The sequence below is a fragment of the Pseudomonas sp. RC10 genome, from assembly GCF_038397775.1.
GTDB lineage: Bacteria > Pseudomonadota > Gammaproteobacteria > Pseudomonadales > Pseudomonadaceae > Aquipseudomonas > Aquipseudomonas bambusae.
Map to the genome: position 1 here is coordinate 973947 of NZ_CP151650.1, position 21779 is coordinate 995725.

The following is a 21779-nucleotide window of genomic DNA, read 5'->3' on the forward strand; positions in this document are numbered from 1 at the left end:
AAGCGGTCGCCAGGGGTGCTATCAGTGGTGGTCGACCTTGATGGTTGCCGCGTCGCCGCCTGCGATCAACGAGTTGATTGTAGTCGACGGTGTGAAGTGAACGCCCTCCAGCTTGATGGTCACGTCCGCATTGGCCAGGCCGCCCGCTGCGTTCAGCTGACCTGTCGAGCTGACAGCCAGTTGAGCGGAACCGTCTGCGGCGGTCGTCAACTTCAGGAAGTTGTCGATGGTCGCGTCGGATTCGTTTTGCAGCAGGTCCTTGAGATCGATACGGTCACCTTCTTCTGGCTTGAAATCCTTGATGACATCAATACCGCCGTTGGTGTTGGTGTCACCGGACTTCCAGACGAAAGTGTCGGCGCCGCTGCCCCCGGTAAGGATGTCATTCCCTTTGCCGCCCATGAGAATGTCATTCCCCGCGCCACCGAGCAGGGTGTCGTTGCCGGTGCCGCCCAGGAGGATGTCATTGCCGTTGCCACCGTCGAGGGGGTCATCGCCCGCCTGGCCGAACAGGATGTCGTTGCCGTCGCCACCGAACAGCTTATCGGCGCCGCCCGTGGTGCCTGTAGTGCCAGCGGCGTCGAATTCCGAGTAATGCTCGGTGATGTACTTGTGCACGTCCTGCAGGCTGAGGCTGGCGGCCGCTGTACCGGTGTGGCTGGACACGTAGGCTTTGATGCCTGCGTAGCCCTCGACACCGCCGAAGCTGATGGTGTCGCCAAACAGGATGTCGTTGCCGCTGTTGCCGTAGAGCGTGTCGTTGCCGGCGGCGACGGTTTCGCTGGACTTGAGGATGGTATCGGCCAGGTTCGACGGCGTGGTTTTCACCGCCGCGCCATTGGTGTCGTAGTTGTTCAGGTTGGCCAGGCTGCTGCTGTCGGTGTTCAGGCCAATGGCTTCGACGTGCGAAACCCCGTTGAGCAGCAGGTAGCCCTGGGTGGCGCCATCAGCGGTGTTGGTTGGCGAGCTGCCGTTGCCTGCGCGAGTGGACACCTCGAACGTACCGTCGCCCTGAGCATGGATTTGGCCGATGACGGTGTCGGTGAAACCGTTGCTGGTCTGGGTGAAAACGTGCACCTGGCCGCTGCTGTCGATGACGTTGCCGGTCAGGCTGCCCACGGTCACGCTCAGCGTCTGTCCCATCTGGTAGTTGTTGGCCGTGAGCAGGGCGTCGAGGGTCACGTCGGTGCCGGACGTGTAGTCGATCACCACCGGGTTGGTTTTTTCGTTGGCCTGATAGAACGTCGGGTCGCCGTCGGTGATGAAGTAGGTCAGGTTGGTTGCGCCAACGTTGCTGGTCGCCAGGCTGCCTTGGAAGAAGTTCGCTGTGGTCTTGAACGCATCTTCGTAGTTGGTGCCGCTGCCGGTAGTGCCATCGCTGTTTTTCACGCCCGCTTCTGAGACGACCGAGTCCAACCAGGTTTTCAGCGTGGCGTCGGTCAGGTCGCTCAGTTTGATGCTCAGGGTCTTGTTGACCTGAGTGTCGAAGTCCAGGGCGAACAGGTTGATGGTGCCGCCGTAGGATTTGAGCGAGTTGAACAGCGAGGTCAACTGCGACTTGACGGTGTCGATGGAGCTGCTCGTCATGCTGCCCGAGCTGTCGACGATGAACGCCAGGTTGTAGTTCTGACCTTTGACGATGGCCACGGTGCCGGTGTCCCCGACGATGATGTCGTTGCCCGCGGTACCGTTCAGCGTTTCACCGCCGCCATGGCCGATAACCGTGCTGTAGGTGCCAGGGTGAACGGTCACGTTTATCGACTGTGTCGTGTCAGCCGACTGAGGTTTGCCGTCAGCCTTGAGCACCGGCGAGCCGTTGGCCATTTCGGTTGAGGTCGCGACCACTTGAATCGTGAAATTGGTGGACACATCCGCAGGCGGTGTGACGCTCAGCTTCGACAGGTTCCAGCCAGTGACGTCGATGTCGCCCGAGGCGCCGACAGTGGCGGTGTGGTTCTGATCGTCGCTGAAGAATGCGCCGGCCGGCGCCTTGATGTGCACGGCGGTCAGGGATTCTGAACCGTCCTTGTCCACCAGTTCCGTTTTGATCGAGACCAGCGCGATTGGGGTGTTTTCCGTGCCTTCGTTCAGCGCGTAACCGGTGTAATAGCCTTCGCCTTTGCTGGCGTTGGTACCTTGCAGCGCGCTCAGGTCGATGCCGGCCTTGAGCAGGTCAGTCGCCGAGGCGTAGGTCGGAATGCCGCTGATGCTCAGGCTCTTGGCGGTGCCACCAGCGACCGAGACGAGCAGGTTGTAGTTACCTGGGCCCGCTTGGTTGTAGTGGTAGATCTCCAGCGTGTAGTAGCCGCTGACAGGGGGCACGAAGTTGTTGTTGCCCACCGAGCCTGCTGCGCCCACTGCACCGCTGCTCTTGCCCCAACTGGCGGAGGTGACGTTGGTGCCGCCGATGTTGACCAGCAGGCTGTCGTCCGCTGTGCCGCTGAATTTGTAGCTCACGCCTGCAGTCAGGTAGATCAGGCCGGTCGTCAAAGAGGCGACGCCATCGGTCACGGAGGACGATTGCGCGTTACCGATCAGCTCAGTGGTGTGGGCCACGGTGCTGGTTGGCAGGTTCAGCTTGTCGATCTCGGTTTTTAGCGTGGTGCTGTCCGCGCCATTGCCACTGGTGCCCAACGTCGCCTTAACAGCACTTTGGTTGGCGAGATTCCAGGTGGTTTTGGTCAAACCGGTGGAGCCGAGGCTCGGCACATCGGTGACGATGCCGCCCGCTGGCGTGGTCGAGCCGAGGGTGATTGTCGGCGCGTCGGCAACGGGGGTGATGTCGACTTTGAGGGTCGCATTGTTGCCCGTGACCGTGCCGAACTGAGGCCGGAAGATCAGTTGCGCGTAGTCCGCGTTGAGGTTGCCAATGCCATTGCTGGACGGGCTCCCGTCGGCGTTCAGGTGCGCGTATCCATCAAAGCCTGCGCCATAGGCGGCTGGCTTGAACACCAAGTGGCCCTTGTCGATTTCCGACTTGCTAAGGATCTGGTCATTGCTGATGGCAACGCCGTTGTACAGGAATTGTCCGCCGCCAGGGACCGACGTCACCTTGATGCCGGTGGCTGCATCGCCCGCCGTGCTGATGCCCAGATCCGCCCAGTGCACCACCAGATCCTTGCCTTCGGGACCTGTGATCGCGCCGCCCGCAGCGCCTTGAACGTTGACGGTGGTGTACGCGTCTGGCGAGTCCGCCAGGCCATCGTTGACCACCACACTGATGGTGCGAGTCGTCGCCACATCCGAAGACGAGGTGCTGAAGGTGATCTTGCGAATGGCGTCCTGATAGTCCTGCAGTGTGTTGCTCGCCGTGCCCGTCAGGGTGATGACGCCTGTGCTGCTGTTCTGGGTCGCGATAATGCCTTTGCCCAGCGACGCGACGTCGCCGAAGTTCAGGGTGTCGCCCGTGACGCTGCTGGTGAACTTGATGGTTGCTGACTTCAGCGTGGTGCTGTCGTCTTTGATGTTGATGGCGTCTGCGGCAATCGACACTCTCTGGCTACCACTGAAATAGTTGGTGGTGTAGCCAGTGGTCGGGGTCGACAGGCCGTCCAGGTCCACGACCGGTGGGGCGTTGGCCGTCACGGTCACGGTGGTGATGGCCGAGCCGAGGTTGTGCTGCGAGCTGCCATCATCGGCAGTGACCGTGATCATGCGGGTGTCGTTAGGCGCCGTGGCCGGTGCCGTGGTACTGAAGGTGATTTGTTTGATCGCGTCGCGGAAGTCGCCCAGGGTGCTGGACGAGGTGCCGGTCAACGTGACAGTGCCGTTGCTGGCAGTGGTCGCCGTGATGCCATTGCCCAACTTGGCCACCCCGGCGGTGTCCAGCAAGTCGCCGGCTTGGGCCTTGTCGATGCTGATCGTGATCGACGACACGTGGTTCTTGTCATCAGTCAGGGTCATGGTGCTGGCAGCAATCGCCACACCCGCATGACCCTGGATCACGGCGGCGCTGTAGTTCAGGCCGTTTGGCGTGCCGGAGGTGTCCGGGCCATTGAGGTCGACCACCGGCGCCGTGTTGGCCGCAGGCACGGTCAGGTTGTGCACGACCGCCGCTGAGCTCTTCACGTCAACGCCGCCAATGCCGGTGTCGGTCACCTGAAGGCTCACGGTACGCGTGGCATCGGTAGTGGCCGTGGCCGATGGGCTGAACTTGATCGAATTGATCAGCGCCTGGTAATCGCCGCGACTGTGGTCACCGCTCAGAGTGATGGTCGTATCGGTCCCGTTCGTCGTCAGTGTGTAGCTGATGCCCAGCGAGGTGGTGCCCGAAGCGCCAACGTTGCCGGTGACATAACTGGAGGTAAACGTGTCGCCCGCCTGGCTGTTACCGACGACGATCGTGGCGCTCTTGAGGTTGCTGTTGTCCGCGTCGTCGAGCACCAGGTCCTTGACGATTGCCACTGGGCTGCCGCCCGTGGTGTAAGCGGCGTCGGAGAACGACACCGTTGGAGCATCGTTGGCCAATACCTTCACGGTCAGCGCCACTGGATCGGAATCCACTGAGGCAGCGGTACCGTCTTTGGCCGTGGCAACCACTTGCAGGTTATAGACCTTGTCAGGCCCGCCGTTGGTGGGCGGCGGCGTGAAGGTGATCGTGTCCCACGCCCAGTCTTTGACGCTGACGGTCGCGGTGCCGCTGGCATCGACGTTGCCGGCGGTTACGGTGAACGAGTGCCCGGTGTGACCGTCGCTGATCGTCGAGCCGACAGGCAGCCCTTTGATCTTCAGGTCAGTGATGGTCTCCGATTTATCAGTGTCGATGGTGCGCGGGGTGATGGTCGACAGCAGGATCGGGCTGTTTTCGATGCCGGTGTTCAACGACTCGGTGACTTTGATGTTGTCCATCACGCCGCCGAACGAGTTGTTGTCAGTGGCCTGGAACTCCAGCTTCGCCGGGCCGGTCGTGGTGACCGGCACCTGGAAGGTGTAGTGCTGCATGCCCAAAATCTGGCTGTCGAGCGTGCCGACCTTGACCCCGCCCCAGTACACGTCGATGACCGAGTCAGTCAGGTGCTTGTCACGTGGCGAGTAATCCAGCTCGATGGTGTACGTCGCCCCTGCACGGGTAGAAACGGTGGTGTACAGGTTGGACTTGTCACCGTCATTGCGCTCCAGCTCGATGACGTTGCTGTCACCCTTGGTGGTCACGCCATAGACCGAGCTGTGGTTGATCTCAACGCCGCCGCCCGGATTGCCCGTCAACCAGCCGTCGGTCAGGCCGTGCTCGAAGTCGATCACAGGCTTGACGATCACGTTATCGCCCAGCGAAACCGTTGGTTTGTCGGTGACCGGTGCAACCACGATGGTAGCTGCCGTATCGGCACTGGACCCGTTCGAGTTATCGATGGCGGTGAAGTTGAAGTCGGTGCTGCCGCTCCAGTCCGGGGTCGGCACGAAGTACAGGGTCGCGGTGCCGTCAGGGCCTGCCGCCACCGAGGTGCTGGCCAAGGTGATCGGGTTGTGTAACGCCTCATCGCTGTACAGCACGCCGTGGGTCGGCAGGCTGGTGACAGTGAACGACTTGATGCTGCCGTCGCTGTCGCTGGCGCTCAGGTGAACGGCGATCTTGGTCGCGTCTTCCAGTGCAGGTGCAGCGGTGGCAACGACGTGATCAGGCAACGCATTCGGCGTGATGCTGATGGTGGTGTTTGCAGGCTCCGAGGACTTGTCGCCGTCGTTGACCACCACAGTGATGGTGCGCGATGGGGCGGAGGTGTCCGTGGTGCTGAAAGTGATCGCTTTAATCGCTGCTTCATAAACAGCTTTAGTCGCGTCGCCCGAGAGGGTGACATTGCCATTGCCATCGTTATTAACGGTCAAACCGATGACTTTGCTGGTGTCCAGCGTATCGCCCGTTGTGAAGCCTTTAACAGTGATGGTGGCTTGCTGCAGGTTGTCGTTGTCGACATCGCCAACGGTCATGGTGCCGGCGGCGATGGAAACACCCGCATGGCCCTGGATCACGCTGGCGGTGTAGTCCACGCCGTTCGGGGTGCTGGTGGTGTCTGGGCCATTCAAGTCAACGGTTGGCTTGTCGTTGAACGGGTTGACGGTGATGTAGCTGTGCGAGGTCGATGCGCTGGTCGGCGCGTTACCGTCGTTCACGGTGACGGTGATGTCACGCACGACAGTGGTGTTCGGCTTGTCGCTGGTGGTGCTGAAGGTGATCGCCTTGATCGCGTCCTGGTAGTTCGCAAGCGTGGCGTCCCCGCTCAAGGTGATCTGACCGGCAACGCTGGTGTCCACCTTGATACCGGAGGTCAGCGTGCCGATGGTCAGGACGTCGCCATCCTGCGGGTTGGTCAGCTTGATGACCGCACCTTGCAGGTGGTCGTTGTCACCGTCAGTGACCGTGGCCGTTGACGCTGCGATAGCGGCGGCAGTGCCTTTTTCGGTGTAGGACGTGGTGAAGTCATTGCCGTTTGGTGTACCACCCGCTGCGTCTGGACCATTGAGGTCAACCACTGGCGCATCGTTGCCGGTGACATGGATGGTGCTGGTCGCAGGCTCCGAGGACTTGTCACCGTCGCTGACCACCACAGTAATAATGCGGTCCGCTTTGCTGGTGGTGTCCGTGGTGCTGAAAGTGATCGCTTTAATCGCTGCTTCATAAACAGCTTTAGTCGCGTCGCCCGAGAGGGTGACGTTGCCATTGCCATCGTTATTAACGGTCAAACCGATGACTTTGCTGGTGTCCAGCGTATCGCCCGTTGTGAAGCCTTTAACAGTGATGGTGGCTTGCTGCAGGTTGTCGTTGTCGACATCGCCCACGGTCATGGTGCCGGCGGCGATGGAAACACCCGCATGGCCCTGGATCACGCTAGCGGTGTAGTCCACGCCATTCGGGGTGCCAGGGGTGGCATCTGGACCATTCAAGTCAACGGTTGGCTTGTCGTTGAACGGGATCACCTTGATGGTGGTGGTCGCCGTCGAGCTAGAGGTGCTGGTGCCTGTCCCGTCGTCAACGGTCACGGTGATGGTGCGTGGGGTTGTATCGGGGGTGTGGCTGGTATTAATGAAGGTGATGGCCTGGATGGCCGTCTGGTAATCAGCCAACGACGCGGCACCAGTCAACTTGACCGCACCGTTTTCATAGGTGATGTCGATGTTGCCGACTTTGGCAGGGCCTTGGAGCTGATCGCCGTCATGGATCGTGGAGAGCTTGATCGTCGCGCCTGTCAGTTGATTGCCGTCGTGGTCGCTGATGCTGACCGGACCTGCAATCGATACGCCTTTGGTGTCGCCTTCATTGAAGGTGGTGCTGTAGTCATGACCCACCGTGGTGGTGTCCAAGTCCAGAACTGGCGCGGTGTTGGCCTGCGCATGCACGGTGACGTCGAAGGTCGAGCTCACTGATTTGCTCTGGTCGCTTGGCTGCGCCGCCGTGGCTTTTTCGGTCGACGTGGCGGTGACGGTGAGCTTGAAGTGGCTGGCAGTGTTCGAGGTGATGGTCAGCGCCGACAGATTCCAGCCGGACACGTCCACTTTGCCTTCAGCGTCTGGGGTGCCGTGATTGCCTTTGTCATCTTTCAGCTCCGCGCCCGCAGGCACGCCGCTGATCTCTACGGTGAGCGTTTCAGAACCGTCGGTATCGGTCAGTGCCGCGTTGATTGCCGCCAGCTTGATCGGCTGGCCAACGTTGCCTTCGTTGAGATCGTAACCGGTGTAATAGCCTTCGATGCTGGAGCCCAAGCCGGTGTGCAGGGCGCTCAGATCAATACCGGCGGCCAGCAGATCGGCAACCGAGCTGTACGTCGGAACGCCACTGCTGCTCAGGGGTTTTGCGGCGCCATTGTCGACCGACAGCAGCACCTCGTAATTGCCTGGACCGTTCTGGTTGTAGTGGTAGATCTCAAGGGTGTAATAGCCCGATGTCGTTGGCTGGAACGCCGAACCGATCGTGCTGATAGTGCCTTGGTTGTCTCCCCATGTGGCTTGGGCCACATCTGTGCCACCCAGATTGATCAGCAGGCTGTCATCGCCGTGACCGCTGAAGGTGTAGAACTTGCCGGCTTCCAGATACACCAGGCCGGTGGTCAACGAGCCGGTGAACTGCGCAACGTCGGAGTTCGCGGCGTCGTTGACGGCCGTGGTGGTGTGCGGCTGATTACTGGCGGCTGCGTTGTCGAGCACCTGTTTCAGGGTCGTGCTGTCCGCGCCCAGCCCGTTGGTGCCCAGGGTGTCTTTCTGTGCGCTCAAGTTCCATGTCGTAAGAGACAGCCCATTGGACGGCACGCTCGGTGTAGGGGTGGCTGCGGCGCCAGTAAGGTGCGGATTGTCCACCACCAGTGTCGGGGCGTTGGCAATTGGAGTTACGTCGATATGCAGGATCGTTTCGCCACCTGGGACGGCATCGGCACCAGTGCCGAAAACCGGTTTGAAGGTCAGCTGCGCGTAATCCGGGCTCACGCCTGAGGCGAATTCCGCGCCTTTGAACGTCAGCGCACCACTCGTGATGTCGCCCTTGCTGATGGTTAGGCCGTTACTGCCCAGATCTGCCGCCGTCAGCGCGTGGGCGTTCAAAAACAGCGTTCCCTCAGTCGGAAGGGCAGTGACAGTTATTGCAGAGCCCGCCGCGCCGGTTGAGCTGATGTGCAAGCTGTCCCACGTCACTGTGAATTCGTGATCTTCAGAACCGGTAATCGTGCCGCCGCCTGCGCCCTGCACATAAATAGTCGTGGTCGCGGGCGAGGAACTGACGATGCCATCGGTCGCCGTCACGGTGACGGTGCGAATGTCAGTGCTGGTCGACGAGCTGCTGAAGGCGATGGCTTGGATCGCCGCGGCATAAATTGCTTGCGGCGCGTCGCCGGTCAGCACGATATGAGTGGCGGTGCTGCTTGGGTCCAGCGTGATACCCGCTGGCAATGTGCCGACGATCGAAAGTAGATCGCCGTCCTGGGCATCGTTCAGCTTGATGCCGGCACCCTTGAGGTTAGGGCTGTCGATATCGGTCACTGTTCCAGCAGACGCGATGAAGACCGCAGCCCCTTTGTCGGTGTAGGTGGTGCTGTTGTTGATGACGCCATCGTCGGCAATGCCGTTGAGATCGACCACCGGCGCCTGGTTGTCCTTGATGCTGATGTGGGTCGTTGCCGAGCCAGTGTTGTGCAACGCCGTTCCGTCATCGGCGGTCACGGTAATGTCCCGTGTCCCCACGCCAGCGGATGTGCTGAACGTGACGGCTTTGATCGCAGCCTGGAAGTCGATCAGGGTGTTTTCTGGCGCACCTTTGAACACGATGTGCGTATCGTCGCTCAGGGCGTTATCGATATAGATGCCGGTAGGCAGCTTGCTTAGGTCGACGTTCAGCTTGTCGCCTGCCTGACTGGCGTTGACCACGATAGAAACGCTGGCGAGGGTGGTGCCATCGTCCTTCAGGGTCATGCTCTGGTCGGCAATGGCCACACCCTCGTGACCTTGAATGATGCTGGTGTTGTAGTCATGGCCCGTTGATAACAAACCGTCGAGATCGACTGTTGGCGCAACATTCGCATCAACCGTGATTGCGTTCGAATGGCTCGCTGGCAGGTTTTGCGAAGCGTCGGTGTTGCTATCGGTGACCTGAATCGTCACGCCACGCGAAGCCGGGGTCGCAGCAGGGCCGTTTTCGGCGAAGGTGATCGAGTTGATCAGCGTCTCGTAATTGCCAATCGTGGTATCACCGGTCAGCACGATGGTCGTGGTGTACGACCCATCCGCCTGCTGCACGCTGGTCAGGGTGTAATTGATGCCCAGGGTGGTGTGGCCATCGGCACTGGCAAACGGGGAGTCGATGATGTCATCGGCGCGCATGTTGGTCAGGGTGATGACCGCGCCACTGAGGCTGTGGTTACCGCCAGCGTCAACGGGGCCATCGGCGTCAGTGATCGACAGGTTGGTGACGATGTGAACCGCGCCGCCGTTTTCGTGGTACGCGCTGCCATCGAAGGTGATGGTTGGGGCAGCGTTACCCAGAGTGACGGTCAGTTCCTGGCTTGCGTGGTTGCTCTGGTTCTGCGCGCTGTTCGGGCTTACGTCGGTCACCGAGATATCGATGCCGCGTGCAGGCGCTGTCGCGTCATTGCCGGTTTCGGAGAAGGTGATCGACTTGATCGCAGTCTCGTAATTGGCAATCGACGCATCACCGGTAATGGTGATGATGATGGTGCCCTTAGTGCTGGTATCGACGGTGTAAGCGATACCCAAAGCTTTGATGGTTGCCTCATCAAGGGTCGAGCCGATGACGTCGCCAGCCTGCATATTGGTGAGCGTGACGGTTGCACCGCTCAGGTGTTTGGCGCCAGTGCCATCGGCGATGCCGTCCGGATCTGCGATGCTCAGGTTTTTGATCAGGCTGGTGGCTGCGCCGCCTTCCTTGAATTCGCCACCGGTGAAGCTGATGGTCGGTGCGGTGTTGCTGTCCGGTGTGCCTGGCGCGGTCGACGGAGTGACGGTCAGTTCCTGGCTTGCGTGGTTGCTCTGGTTCTGAGCGCTGTTCGGGCTTACGTCGGTCACCGAGATATCAATGCCGCGTGCAGGCGCTGTCGTGTCATTACCGGTTTCGGAGAAGGTGATCGACTTGATCGCAGTCTCGTAATTGGCAATCGACGCATCACCGGTAATAGTGATGATGATGGTGCCCTTAGTGCTGGTATCGACGGTGTAAGCGATACCCAGAGCTTTGATGGTTGCCTCGTCAAGGGTCGAGCCGATGACGTCGCCAGCCTGCATATTGGTGAGCGTGACAGTTGCACCGCTCAGGTGTTTGGCGCCAGTGCCATCGGCGATGCCGTCCGGATCTGCGATGCTCAGGTTTTTGATCAGGCTGGTGGCTGCGCCGCCTTCCTTGAATTCGCCACCGTTGAAGCTGATGGTCGGTGCGGTGTTGCTGTCCGGTGTGCCTGGCGCGGTCGACGGAGTGACGGTCAGTTCCTGGCTTGCGTGGTTGCTCTGGTTCTGCGCGCTGTTCGGGCTTACGTCGGTCACCGAGATATCGATGCCGCGTGCAGGCGCTGTCGCGTCATTGCCGGTTTCGGAGAAGGTGATCGACTTGATTGCAGTCTCGTAATTGGCAATCGACGCATCACCGGTAATGGTGATGATGATGGTGCCCTTAGTGCTGGTATCGACGGTGTAAGCGATACCCAGAGCTTTGATGGTTGCCTCGTCAAGGGTCGAGCCGATGACGTCGCCAGCCTGCATATTGGTGAGCGTGACAGTTGCACCGCTCAGGTGTTTGGCGCCAGTGCCATCGGCGATGCCGTCCGGATCTGCAATGCTCAGGTCTTTGATCAGGCTGGTGGCTGCGCCGCCTTCCTTGAATTCGCCACCGTTGAAGCTGATGGTCGGTGCGGTGTTGCTGTCCGGTGTGCCTGGCGCGGTCGACGGAGTGACGGTCAGTTCCTGGCTTGCGTGGTTGCTCTGGTTCTGCGCGCTGTTCGGGCTTACGTCGGTCACCGAGATATCGATGCCGCGTGCAGGCGCTGTCGCGTCATTGCCGGTTTCGGAGAAGGTGATCGACTTGATTGCAGTCTCGTAATTGGCAATCGACGCATCACCGGTAATGGTGATGATGATGGTGCCCTTAGTGCTGGTATCGACGGTGTAAGCGATACCCAAAGCTTTGATGGTTGCCTCGTCAAGAGTCGAGCCGATGACGTCGCCAGCCTGCATATTGGTGAGCGTGACGGTTGCACCGCTCAGGTGTTTGGCGCCAGCGCCGTCGGCGATGCCGTCCGGATCTGCAATGCTCAGGTTTTTGATCAGGCTGGTGGCTGCGCCGCCTTCCTTGAATTCGCCACCGTTGAAGCTGATGGTCGGCGCTTCGTTGGTCGGTGTCGTAGGTGTCCCACCCGAGCCGCCATTGACCGTCACGTGGGTAACGGCCGTATTGGAGGTGATGTCTGTGTCATCGGTGACCACGACGCTGATGTTGCGCGTGCCGCCGGTAGCGTCCGTGGTCTGGAAGGTGATGCTGTCGATGGCAGTCTGGTAATCGGCCTTTGACGCCGAACCCGTCAGGACTATATGCGTATCGTCGGACAGCGCTGTGTCAACGCTGACACCGGGCGGCAGCGAGCCGTACACCAATTTGTCCCCGGCCTGGGCTCCGGCGCTGATCGAAATTTCTACACGGCTAAGGTTCGCGCTGTCGGCATCTGTAACCGCTGCCCCATGGGCGATGGCAATGGCCGGCGCGCCGCCGGAGTAGCTGACACTGTAGTCATTGCCACCGGTTGCCGAATCCAGATCGATGGCCGGTGCGCCGGGTGGTGTCACCACCGGTGGCGGCGCATCATTATCCAGAATCGACGTAGTGACGCTGCCAGCGCTGCCGCTGACTGCCAGGTTTTCAAAGTTGCCACCGGTGGCCGAGACGATCTTCACGATCACGTCGCGAGCGCCGTCCTGGAAACTGTTATCAAGCGCGGTCAGTGTGAAATTGGCGCTGCTGGCGTTCGCCGGAATGGTCACGGTTTTGACAGCGGTGAAATCAGTGCCGTCTTTGGCGGTGCCGGTGTAGCTGAGCGTCACGTTGACGGTCGCGTGCGCCGGGTTGTCCAGCGAGAGGGTGTAAACCGCGGTGCCACCTTCAGTGACCGCCGAAGGGCCGGAAATGCTGATCAGCGTGGTGTCGCGCACGTCGGTGACGGCGGTGCTGACCGGGGTATTGCTGAAGGCGAGGTTTTCGTAGTTACCGCCGCTGACGCCGGTGATCACGGCAGTGACCGCTGGATGGCCGACATACACGTCATTGGTGGCGACGGCGGTGGTGCTGCCGCTGCTCTGGCCGACGCCGATGGTGATGGTTTTGCCGTTGTCCAGCGTGACGCTCACGGGGGAGCCGGTCACTGGGTTGGAGACGCTGGCGGTGTACGTGATGGTGCCGTTTTCAGCCACAGTGCTGGAAGCGGTCAGGGTCACGCGGGTGGTGTCGATGGAGTCGGCGATGGTGGTCGATGCGGCTTTGCCGTCGATTGCCAGCTGTTCGAAATTGCCGCCCGACGCGCCGGTGATGGTCGCGTTGACCGTGGCGGTGGTCTTGTAGACGTCGTTGGCCGGGGCATCGACTTTGATGGTGCCCACGGACTGGCCAGCAGCGATGTTGATGATCGCGCCGTTGGACAGGGTCACGGTGACGGCGGTCTGCGCGGCATTGGTCAGCGTCGCGGTGTAGGTGATCTGACCGCCTTCAGTGGCAGCGGCGTCCGCAGAGAGGCTGACGGTGGTGGTGTCGATCGTGTCCGTGACCTGGGTGTTGGCCGGTTGCGGATCAAGGGTGATTGCAATGCCGTCGCCGCCCGTGGTGCCGGTGACCGTGGTGCTGATCTGGCTCGGGTTGAGGTAGACATCGTTGACGCTGTTCATCGGCACGTTGACGCTGCCGCTCAACTGGCCTGCGTCGATATTGATGATCGCGCCGTTGGACAGGGTGACGGTGATGGCCGACTGCGCCGCGACGGTCAGGGTCGCGGTGTAAACGAGTACGCCACCGGCTTCGGTAATGGTCGGCGTGCCAGTCAGGGAAAGCGTGGACGGCGTCCGGGTGTTGGACGGGTCATCGAGCGCGGTACGTTGTGTGTCGGTGGCGGCACCTGAGCCGATAGGGCCGGTGGGGTAACCGATGGTTGGATCTACGACGCCTGCCGTTTCAGTCAGCATGACGACGCTGTGCCCGCCGCCCGCGTTGCCGCCGTCGGTGCTGCCGGTGGTCTGGCCTGCGGCGGTGGCTTCAAGGTCTTGCGTCGGGTCAGCGCCCGCAGCGATGGCTTGTTGCAATTCGGCGACCGACGGTGCGGCCTGCGCGGTGGCTTCTGCCAGGTCAGTTGTAGAGCTGGACGCCGGAGTGTCTGCACTCCATTGCGTGTCACGGCCCAGGTCGAGGTGGCGGCCGTCGGCCAGTTCGAGCGTGACCGCGCCTCCCGGGCCTGTCAGGACCTGTTCACCGGCCAGCAGCCGGTCACCCTCGATGAGTACACGACGAATCCCTTCAGCGGAGACTGCGACTACTTGGCCAACAATGCTTTTGACGATGGCAACAACACTGCTCATGGGGTGACTCTCCGGATCTACGTCTGTGGACTCCTTCATCGGCCATCTGGCGCTGGAATGAAGGGTCCGAATGTTTGATTTTTTTTACTTAAACACTAACTACTTGATTTTCTTGATGCTGGTTATTTGACGCCAATTTCAAAACTGCTACTTATCCGGTTTTGAATTAACTTTACGCCAAACTATTGACCTATTTCGCGCCATCCTAAACAATCGCACCCGTAATGTCACATTGATATTTTAAGAGATCGACAAATTCTGCTGTGCGGCCTCAAGCGTGCTCAGAACACTCCGATAACCCACACATCAATGGTCATTTTCTACGACGCGGCAATGTCCCTTTTGCCCGTTTGAACCCAGTCCGTTTTCGGGAAGTCACGAGCATGCGCCTGCCTTTTTACACCGCTGTACCTTTCGCTCTTTCAATCGGTTTCGTACAGGCACAAACCTTGCCAGAAGCCATGCAGAAGGCCATGGACGTGCATCCCGAGGTACAGGCAGGCGTCAACGCCCGTATCGCGCAGGACTACAACGTTCGGGCTGCGAAGGGTGGCTACCTGCCACGTGTCGACGTTCTGGCGGGGTATGGCCGCGAAGGCTCCGACAACCCGACCACGCGTGCCTCTGGCCGTAATAACGACTGGCAAACTTCGAACCGCGGCGAGTCCAGTGTTCGTTTGCGCCAAATGCTGTTTGATGGTTTTCAAACAACTAACGAAGTTGGGCGTCAACAAGCCACCGCCAATTCTCGGGCGTATTCGTTGTTGAATACTTCGGAGCGAACTGCGCTGACAGTTGCGCAGGTATATATCGATGTAATGACGCAACGCGAAATGGTCCGTCTGGCCGAGGAAAACCTCAAAAGCCACGAACGTATTTATGACCAGATCAAACTGCGCACCAGCCGGGGTGTGGGTCGCATGGCCGACATGGACCAGGCCGATGCCCGTCTGGCTCAGGCGCGCAACAACCTGATCACTGAACAGACCAACCTGGCCGATGCCCAGACCAACTTCCTCAGCGCCGTCGGCGACATGCCCGATCAGCTGGAAAGACCTGCTCCGTTCGCGCTGATGCCGGCCACGCTGGACGAAGCTCGCCGCCAGATGCTGGACAACAGCCCGGTGCTGCGTTCGGCCGAGTCGGACATCGCCGCTGCCGAGAAGCAGTACGAGACCGCCAAGTCCACGTTCTACCCGCGCTTCGATGCCGAGCTGGGCCGCAACGCCGACAACAACGTCGGTGGCGACCAAGGCCACAACAATGGCTGGGAAGCGATGGTGCGCATGCAGTTCAACCTGTATGCCGGTGGCAGCAACAAGGCTGACCTGAGCTCCAAGTCCTATCAGACCTCGCAGGCACTGGACATCCGCAACAACGCCCTGCGTCAACTGAATGAAGAGCTGGGTCTGGCCTGGAACGCCTACAACAACGCCACCGCTCAGGTGCCTATTGCGCAGCAATACGTTGATCGGGCCACCAGTGTCCGTACGTCGTATCAGCAGCAATTCAGTCTGGGAGAGCGTACCCTGCTCGACCTTCTCGACAGCGAGAACGAGTTGTTCACCGCGCAACAGCGTCTGGTGCAGCTGCAGAGCCTGAAAACCTACACCCAATACCGGATTCAGTCCGACATGGGCACCCTGCTGAAAAGTCAGGGCGTCGTGGCGCCGCTGGCATCAGTTGTGCAAAACGATATAAAGCCGTCGGTCAAACTGCCGGGTATGAACTGATTCTTGACGGAGCAAGCTTCCGTTAGGGCCCAGCTTCTTTTAACTGCTTAACGAAAGAGAGTGTCAGCGTGGATTTGGAATTACCTTCGGCTCAATTAGGTCATGATCCCCGCAGCCAGCATGATGACCCGTTGCTGGACGGCCTGCTGACACTCTGCGCCCTGCATCACAAACCGGCGAGCCGGGCGATGCTGACCACCGGCTTGCCGTTGCCGGACCAGCGCCTGACCCCGGATTTGCTGCCCCGCGCGGCAGCCCGGGCCGGTTTGCAGGGGCGTCTGCTGGTGCGCAGGCTCGACCAGATTCCGACCATCGCGCTGCCTGCGATGGTGCTGCTCAAGGAAGGCCGCAGCGCGGTGTTGCTCGGTTGGGAAGGCGACCTTGCGCGTCTGTTGATCAGCGAAAGCGACGGCGGCGAAGTCCGTGTCAAGCGCGACGTGCTGGCAAAGGATTACGGCGGCAAGGTGTTCTTCGCACAGCCGCAACATAAATTTGACGTAACCAAAGGCTCGCTCATCCCACGGGCGCGCTCCTGGTTCAAAGACACCCTCAAGCTGTCGCGCTGGCTGTATGCCGATGCGATTGCCGCCAGTTTCGTGATCAACCTGATCGCACTGGCCGCTCCACTGTTCGTGATGAACGTCTACGACCGCGTCGTGCCGAACCAGGCCACCGCGACCCTCTGGGTGCTGGCGACCGGTATTTGTGGCGCGTACCTGTTCGACCTGTTGCTCAAGGGCCTGCGCAGTCTGTGTCTGGACCTGGCCGGCAAAAAAACCGACCTGATCATCTCCGCCACGCTGTTCGAACGCATCGTCGGCATGGCGATGAAGTTTCGTCCGGCGCGGGTCGGCAGTTTCGCCCAGAACATTCATGAGTTTCAGGGCATGCGCGACTTTTTGACGTCGCTGACCCTGACCAGCCTGATCGATCTGCCATTCACCCTCATCATTCTGTTGGTGATCGCGCTGTTGGGTGGGCATCTGGTGTGGATTCCCGTCGTGGCGTTCCCGCTGGCACTGGGCATCGGTCACTTCCTGCAAAAGCCGCTGACCGCGACCCTCGAACGCACCATGGCGCTGGGTGCCGAGCGTCAGTCGAGCCTGATCGAAACCCTCTCCGGGCTGGACGCGGTGAAGGTGAACAACGCCGAGAGCGAGCGTCAGTACCACTGGGAACACACCATCGGCACCCTCAGCCGCCTCGAATTGCGGGTCAAGATTCTGTCCGGCCTGGCCATGAACATCACGCTGCTGATCCAGCAACTGGCGGGCGTGGCGATGATCTGCTTTGGCGTGTACATGATCATCGACGGCAACCTCAGCATGGGCGGCCTGGTGGCGTGCTACATGCTCAGTGGCCGAGCGCTGGGTCCATTGGCCGCGCTGTCCGGTTTGCTGACCCGCTATCAACAGGCCAAGGTCACCATGGTCTCCGTGGATCAAATGATGGAGCTGCCGCAGGAGCGCAACTTCGAAGAGCGCCCGCTCAGTCGTCAGGTCCTGCAAGGCGCCATGGAATTCCGCAACCTGGAATTCACGTACCCGAATCAACAGAACCTCGCGCTGAAGAACATCAACCTGGTTGTCCGCCCCGGCGAGAAGATCGGCATCATTGGCCGCAGCGGCTCGGGTAAAAGCTCGCTGGCCAAGTTGCTGGTGGGGTTGTATCAGCCAGATGAAGGCTCGTTGCTGGTGGACGGCGTGGACATTCGCCAGATCGACGTGAGCGAGTTGCGCCACAACATCGGTTACGTCGCGCAAGACATTCAACTGTTGGCGGGCACGCTCCGTGACAACCTGGTGTCCGGCGCGCGGTACGTCGATGACGAAATGGTCCTTCAAGCCGCCGAGCTGGCAGGCGTGCACGAGTTTGCTCGTCTCCATCCTCAGGGCTACGAGCTGCAAGTGGGCGAGCGCGGGCAGAATTTGTCGGGCGGCCAGCGTCAGAACGTGGCACTGGCCCGGGCTTTGTTGCTCGATCCGCCGATTCTGCTGCTCGATGAACCGACCAGCGCCATGGACAACACCGGCGAAGAGCGCTTGAAGCAGCGCCTGCAAGCCGTTATCGAGAAAAAGACCGTGATTCTTGTGACACACCGGGCCTCGCTGCTCTCTCTGGTCGACCGCCTGCTGGTGATCGACCGTGGCCAGATTCTTGCCGACGGCCCGAAAGCCGCCGTGATGGAAGCGTTGAAGAAGGGGCAGATCAGTGTTGCTTAAATCGGGTCCAAATTCCGGCGGTGGGTTGTTTGGCTATTTCAAAGGTTCGCCTTCCCTGGAAGGGCAGCCGATGCCCGAGGTGGAAAAGGCGCTGGTCGATGACGCGCCGCGCATCGTTCGGCTGACCATCTGGGCCGTCATCCTCTTCTTCACCTTTCTCGTGCTGTGGGCCAACTTCGCGGTCATCGACGAAGTAACCAAGGGCGAGGGCAAGGCGATCCCTTCGACCAAAATCCAGAAAATCCAGAACCTGGAAGGCGGCATCGTCGCGCAGATCTACGCCCGCGATGGGCAGATCGTGGACGCCGGTGCGCCGCTGATTCGTCTGGACGACACCCGCTTTGCCTCCAACGTCGGGGAAACCGAGGCGGATCGCGTGGCGATGGAACTGCGCGTTGAGCGTCTGAGCGCAGAGGTCGATGACCGCCCGCTGAACATCAGCCCTGAAGCACGCAAGTCGGCTGCCAATCAGGCCGCCAACGAAGAGTCTCTTTATAAGAGTCGTCGTCAGCAATTGGCAGATGAAATTGGCGGGTTGCAACAGCAGTTGATTCAGCGTCAGCAAGAGCTGCGTGAGTTCGGTTCCAAGCAGGAGCAGTACCGCAACAGCTTGAACCTGCTGCGTCAGGAGATCGGCATGTCCGAGCCGTTGGTGGCGCAGGGCGCCGTTTCGCCAGTGGACATCCTGCGCTTGAAACGCTCCGAAGTTGAAACACGCGGTCAACTGGACGGCACCAGCCTGGCGATTCCTCGCGCTCAGGCCTCCATTGCCGAAGTGCAACGCAAGATTGACGAGACCCGCGGCAAATTCCGCAGCGATGCGCTGACCCAATTGAACGAGGCGCGGACCAATCTCTCAAAGGCGCAGTCCACCGCCAAAGGCCTGGAAGACCGGGTCAACCGCACCATGGTCACCTCGCCGGTGCGCGGCGTCGTCAAGCAGATGCTGGTGAACACCGTGGGTGGCGTGATCCAGCCGGGCAGCGACATCGCTGAAATCGTCCCGCTGGATGACACGCTGTTGGTGGAAGCGCGGATTCGTCCGCAAGACATCGCGTTCTTGCATCCGGGGCAGGAAGCCATGATCAAATTCACGGCCTATGACTACACCATTTACGGTGGCCTCAAGGGCAAGCTGGAACAGATCGGCGCCGACACCATTCAGGACGAAGAGAAGAAGAACACCTTCTACGTGATCAAGCTGCGCACCGACCGCAGCCACCTGGGCACCGATGAGCACCCGCTGCTGATCATCCCCGGCATGGTTGCCTCCGTGGACATCATCACCGGCAAGAAGAGCATTCTCAGCTACCTGCTCAAGCCCGTGCTCAAGGCTCGCGCCGAGGCGTTGCACGAGCGTTGATTGATGCTAAATGCCTCGGTGGGAGCGAATTCATTCGCGAAGCGGTGTTTCGGGCGGTGAGGGTCTGTCGCCTGTAAGGTTTCTCGCGAATGAATTCGCTCCCACTGGGAAGCGCCCTCTAAGACGTTAATCTCACGTTTATCCCTTCGAGATACATCAATCAAATCGATACAGCCGGTCCCGCCATCATCCCCCATCAATCATGATGGCCTTGTAACATATTGCGCCCGTAATTTATCTTACATCTCCCCTAAAGATATGCGCGAAGTCAGCGATACGGTTATCTGAATCCTCCATTTAGATGACCGCTGCTCAGCAATGGCTTGCCGTCTTTCTATCAATGAAAATGATACTTCCGCCTACAAGGACGCCGACGTGACGTTGAACCTACGCCGTAAGGTCATTCTGCTTGCCATCATTCCGAGCCTTTTATTGGCTGCGGTCATTAGCTGCATCACGTGGGTGGTCCTGCAAAAGTTGGCCACGCAGGAAGTCGAACAGACCCGCGCGCTGCTGCTTGAAGAGCGCAAACTGTCGCTGAAGAACTACCAGCAGATCGGCGAAGCGGCAATCAAGCCGATCTACGACGCTTCTGCACCGGGCGACATGGACGCTCGCGACCGCGCCCTCAAAGTGCTGAAGAGCCTGCAATACGACAAGGCCAGTTACTTCTTCGGCTACAACTCGCAATACGTGCGCGTGTTCTGGGCCGACAAGGACCTGGATATCGGCAAGAATTTCTCCGACGCCAAAGACGCCAACGGTGTTTTCGTGATCCGCGGTCTGGTGGATCGGGCCAAAGACGGCACTCATTTCTTCCGCTACGACTGGCCAACGCCGGGCAGCGACAAGCCGATTCCGAAGCTGGGATACACCAACTACCTCGCGAAGTGGGACCTTGCATTCGGCACCCAAGCCAACCTCGACGACATCGACACGCAAGTCGCGGCTATCGAGGCATCGACACAGGGTCGCATCGGTTCTTCAGCGGCGTTGATCGTCGCCGTCGTTGCAGTCCTGTTGATCATCGTCGCGCTGATTGGGGTGTTCTTCGGCAATGGACTGGTCAAGCCGGTGCTGGTGATCAAACAGAACCTGGACGACATCGCAGCCGGCGACGGCGACCTCACCCGTCGTCTCCCGGAAACCAGCAATGACGAACTGGGCGCCCTGGCGAAATCTTTCAACTTGTTCGTCGAGAAGATTCACGGCCTGGTGCGGCAGATCGCCGAAATGACCAGTCAGCTGAACGGCCTGGTCAGTGATATGTCGGCTCAGGCCCAGCGCTCGGAACAGGCCATGGGGCGTCAGCGTCAGGAAACCGATCAGGTCGCGACAGCGATTCATGAAATGTCGTCGGCGGCGCATCAGGTGTCCATCAGCGCTCAAGGCGCTTCCCAAGCCGCTCGCAAGACGAGTGATGTCGGGCTGGACGCAAAAAACGTGGTGAACAGGAGCATCGACAGCATTCATGCGCTGATTGGCGAGATTGGCGACAGCAGCTCGTCCCTCGATCACCTGCGCAAGGACGTGCAATCCATTGCGACCGTGGTGGACGTGATTCGCTCGGTGGCAGAACAGACCAACCTGTTGGCCTTGAACGCCGCGATCGAAGCGGCCCGTGCCGGGGATGCCGGTCGGGGTTTCGCGGTCGTCGCCGACGAGGTTCGCGCCCTGGCCAGCCGCACGCAACAGAGCACCCAGGAAATTCACGACATGATCAACTCGCTGCAACGCGGTGCCGAAGAGGCAGTCGTGGCGATGAGTCGTTCCAGCGACACCGGCAAAACCACCGGTGAACTGGCGAATGAGGCGGGCACGTCACTGGACGCCATCGGACAGTTGATCGAGACCATCAACGACATGAACGCGCAGATCGCCAGCGCCTCGGAAGAACAGACCGCCGTGGCCGAAGAAATCAGCCGCAGCATGACCCAGATCGCCCAGGCCGTGGACACCGTGGCGGATGACGCACAAAGCGGCGCCTACACCGCACGCAGCCTGACGGAGTTGGGGGATCGGTTGGGTGGGTTGGTGAAGCAGTTCAGGATTTGAGGGCAGTGGTTGCACTGGGTTGGCGCTCAGGCAAGGTATTAGATTTAAGGCCGCTGGGCACTCTCACGAAAGATAGATGCAACCCCCGAACGCCAGATAGAGCCCTCGGGTTATCCGGGGGAGGACGTTTGGCTGGGCTCCTGCTCGGCAAGATCCGATACGTATGCGCGCTAGATACAACGCCCGAAAGTAACAATTTCAGTTATGGGACTATGGATTTTCAATGTAAAGTCGGCCTCCGTTTCGCCGCTTGATAACCCCTGTTCCGACTGGGGCGAGGCGAGTGATGTCATGGCTGCCATTGTTCCCATTGGCTGCTCTACCACGGATAGAGCAAAGCCTTGATGCTCTGTCAGACCTTCAAGGTAA

At 60.1% G+C, this 21779-nt stretch carries 5 protein-coding genes; 4 read left to right on the forward strand and 1 reads right to left on the reverse strand.

Annotation, left to right across the window (positions count from 1 at the left end; genetic code table 11):
* Nucleotides 1-21 precede the first annotated feature (21 nt).
* Complete coding sequence (locus AAEO81_RS04485) at nucleotides 22-14037, reverse strand: retention module-containing protein (protein WP_341961913.1); 14016 nt, start codon at nucleotides 14035-14037, stop codon at nucleotides 22-24.
* Nucleotides 14038-14420: 383 nt separating this feature from the next.
* On the opposite strand from AAEO81_RS04485, the gene AAEO81_RS04490 reads away from it, so the two are divergent.
* The 4 genes from AAEO81_RS04490 (at nucleotide 14421) to AAEO81_RS04505 (ending at nucleotide 21410) form a co-directional block, all read left to right on the forward strand.
* A complete protein-coding gene (locus tag AAEO81_RS04490; protein WP_341961915.1) occupies nucleotides 14421-15770 on the forward strand; it encodes a TolC family outer membrane protein in 1350 nt (449 codons plus the stop codon).
* 68 nt (nucleotides 15771-15838) lie between these two features.
* Nucleotides 15839-17992 (forward strand): type I secretion system permease/ATPase, encoded by a 2154-nt coding sequence (locus AAEO81_RS04495; protein WP_341961917.1) that lies wholly within the window; start codon nucleotides 15839-15841, stop codon nucleotides 17990-17992.
* Entirely contained in the window at nucleotides 17982-19355 is a 1374-nt protein-coding gene (locus tag AAEO81_RS04500; protein ID WP_341961919.1) for an HlyD family type I secretion periplasmic adaptor subunit, read from the forward strand. The genes AAEO81_RS04495 and AAEO81_RS04500 overlap by 11 nt, the downstream gene beginning before the upstream one ends.
* Before the next feature lie 375 nt (nucleotides 19356-19730).
* Entirely contained in the window at nucleotides 19731-21410 is a 1680-nt protein-coding gene (locus AAEO81_RS04505) for a methyl-accepting chemotaxis protein (RefSeq protein ID WP_341961923.1), read from the forward strand.
* Nucleotides 21411-21779: the final 369 nt, after the last annotated feature.

What these genes read in the sequence shown, in the direction of transcription:
- AAEO81_RS04490 (WP_341961915.1), top strand. Translation starts at nt 14,421, where the DNA reads ATGCGCCTGCCTTTTTACACCGCTGTACCTTTCGCTCTTTCAATCGGT.
- AAEO81_RS04485 (WP_341961913.1), bottom strand. Translation starts at nt 14,037, where the DNA reads ATGAGCAGTGTTGTTGCCATCGTCAAAAGCATTGTTGGCCAAGTAGTC.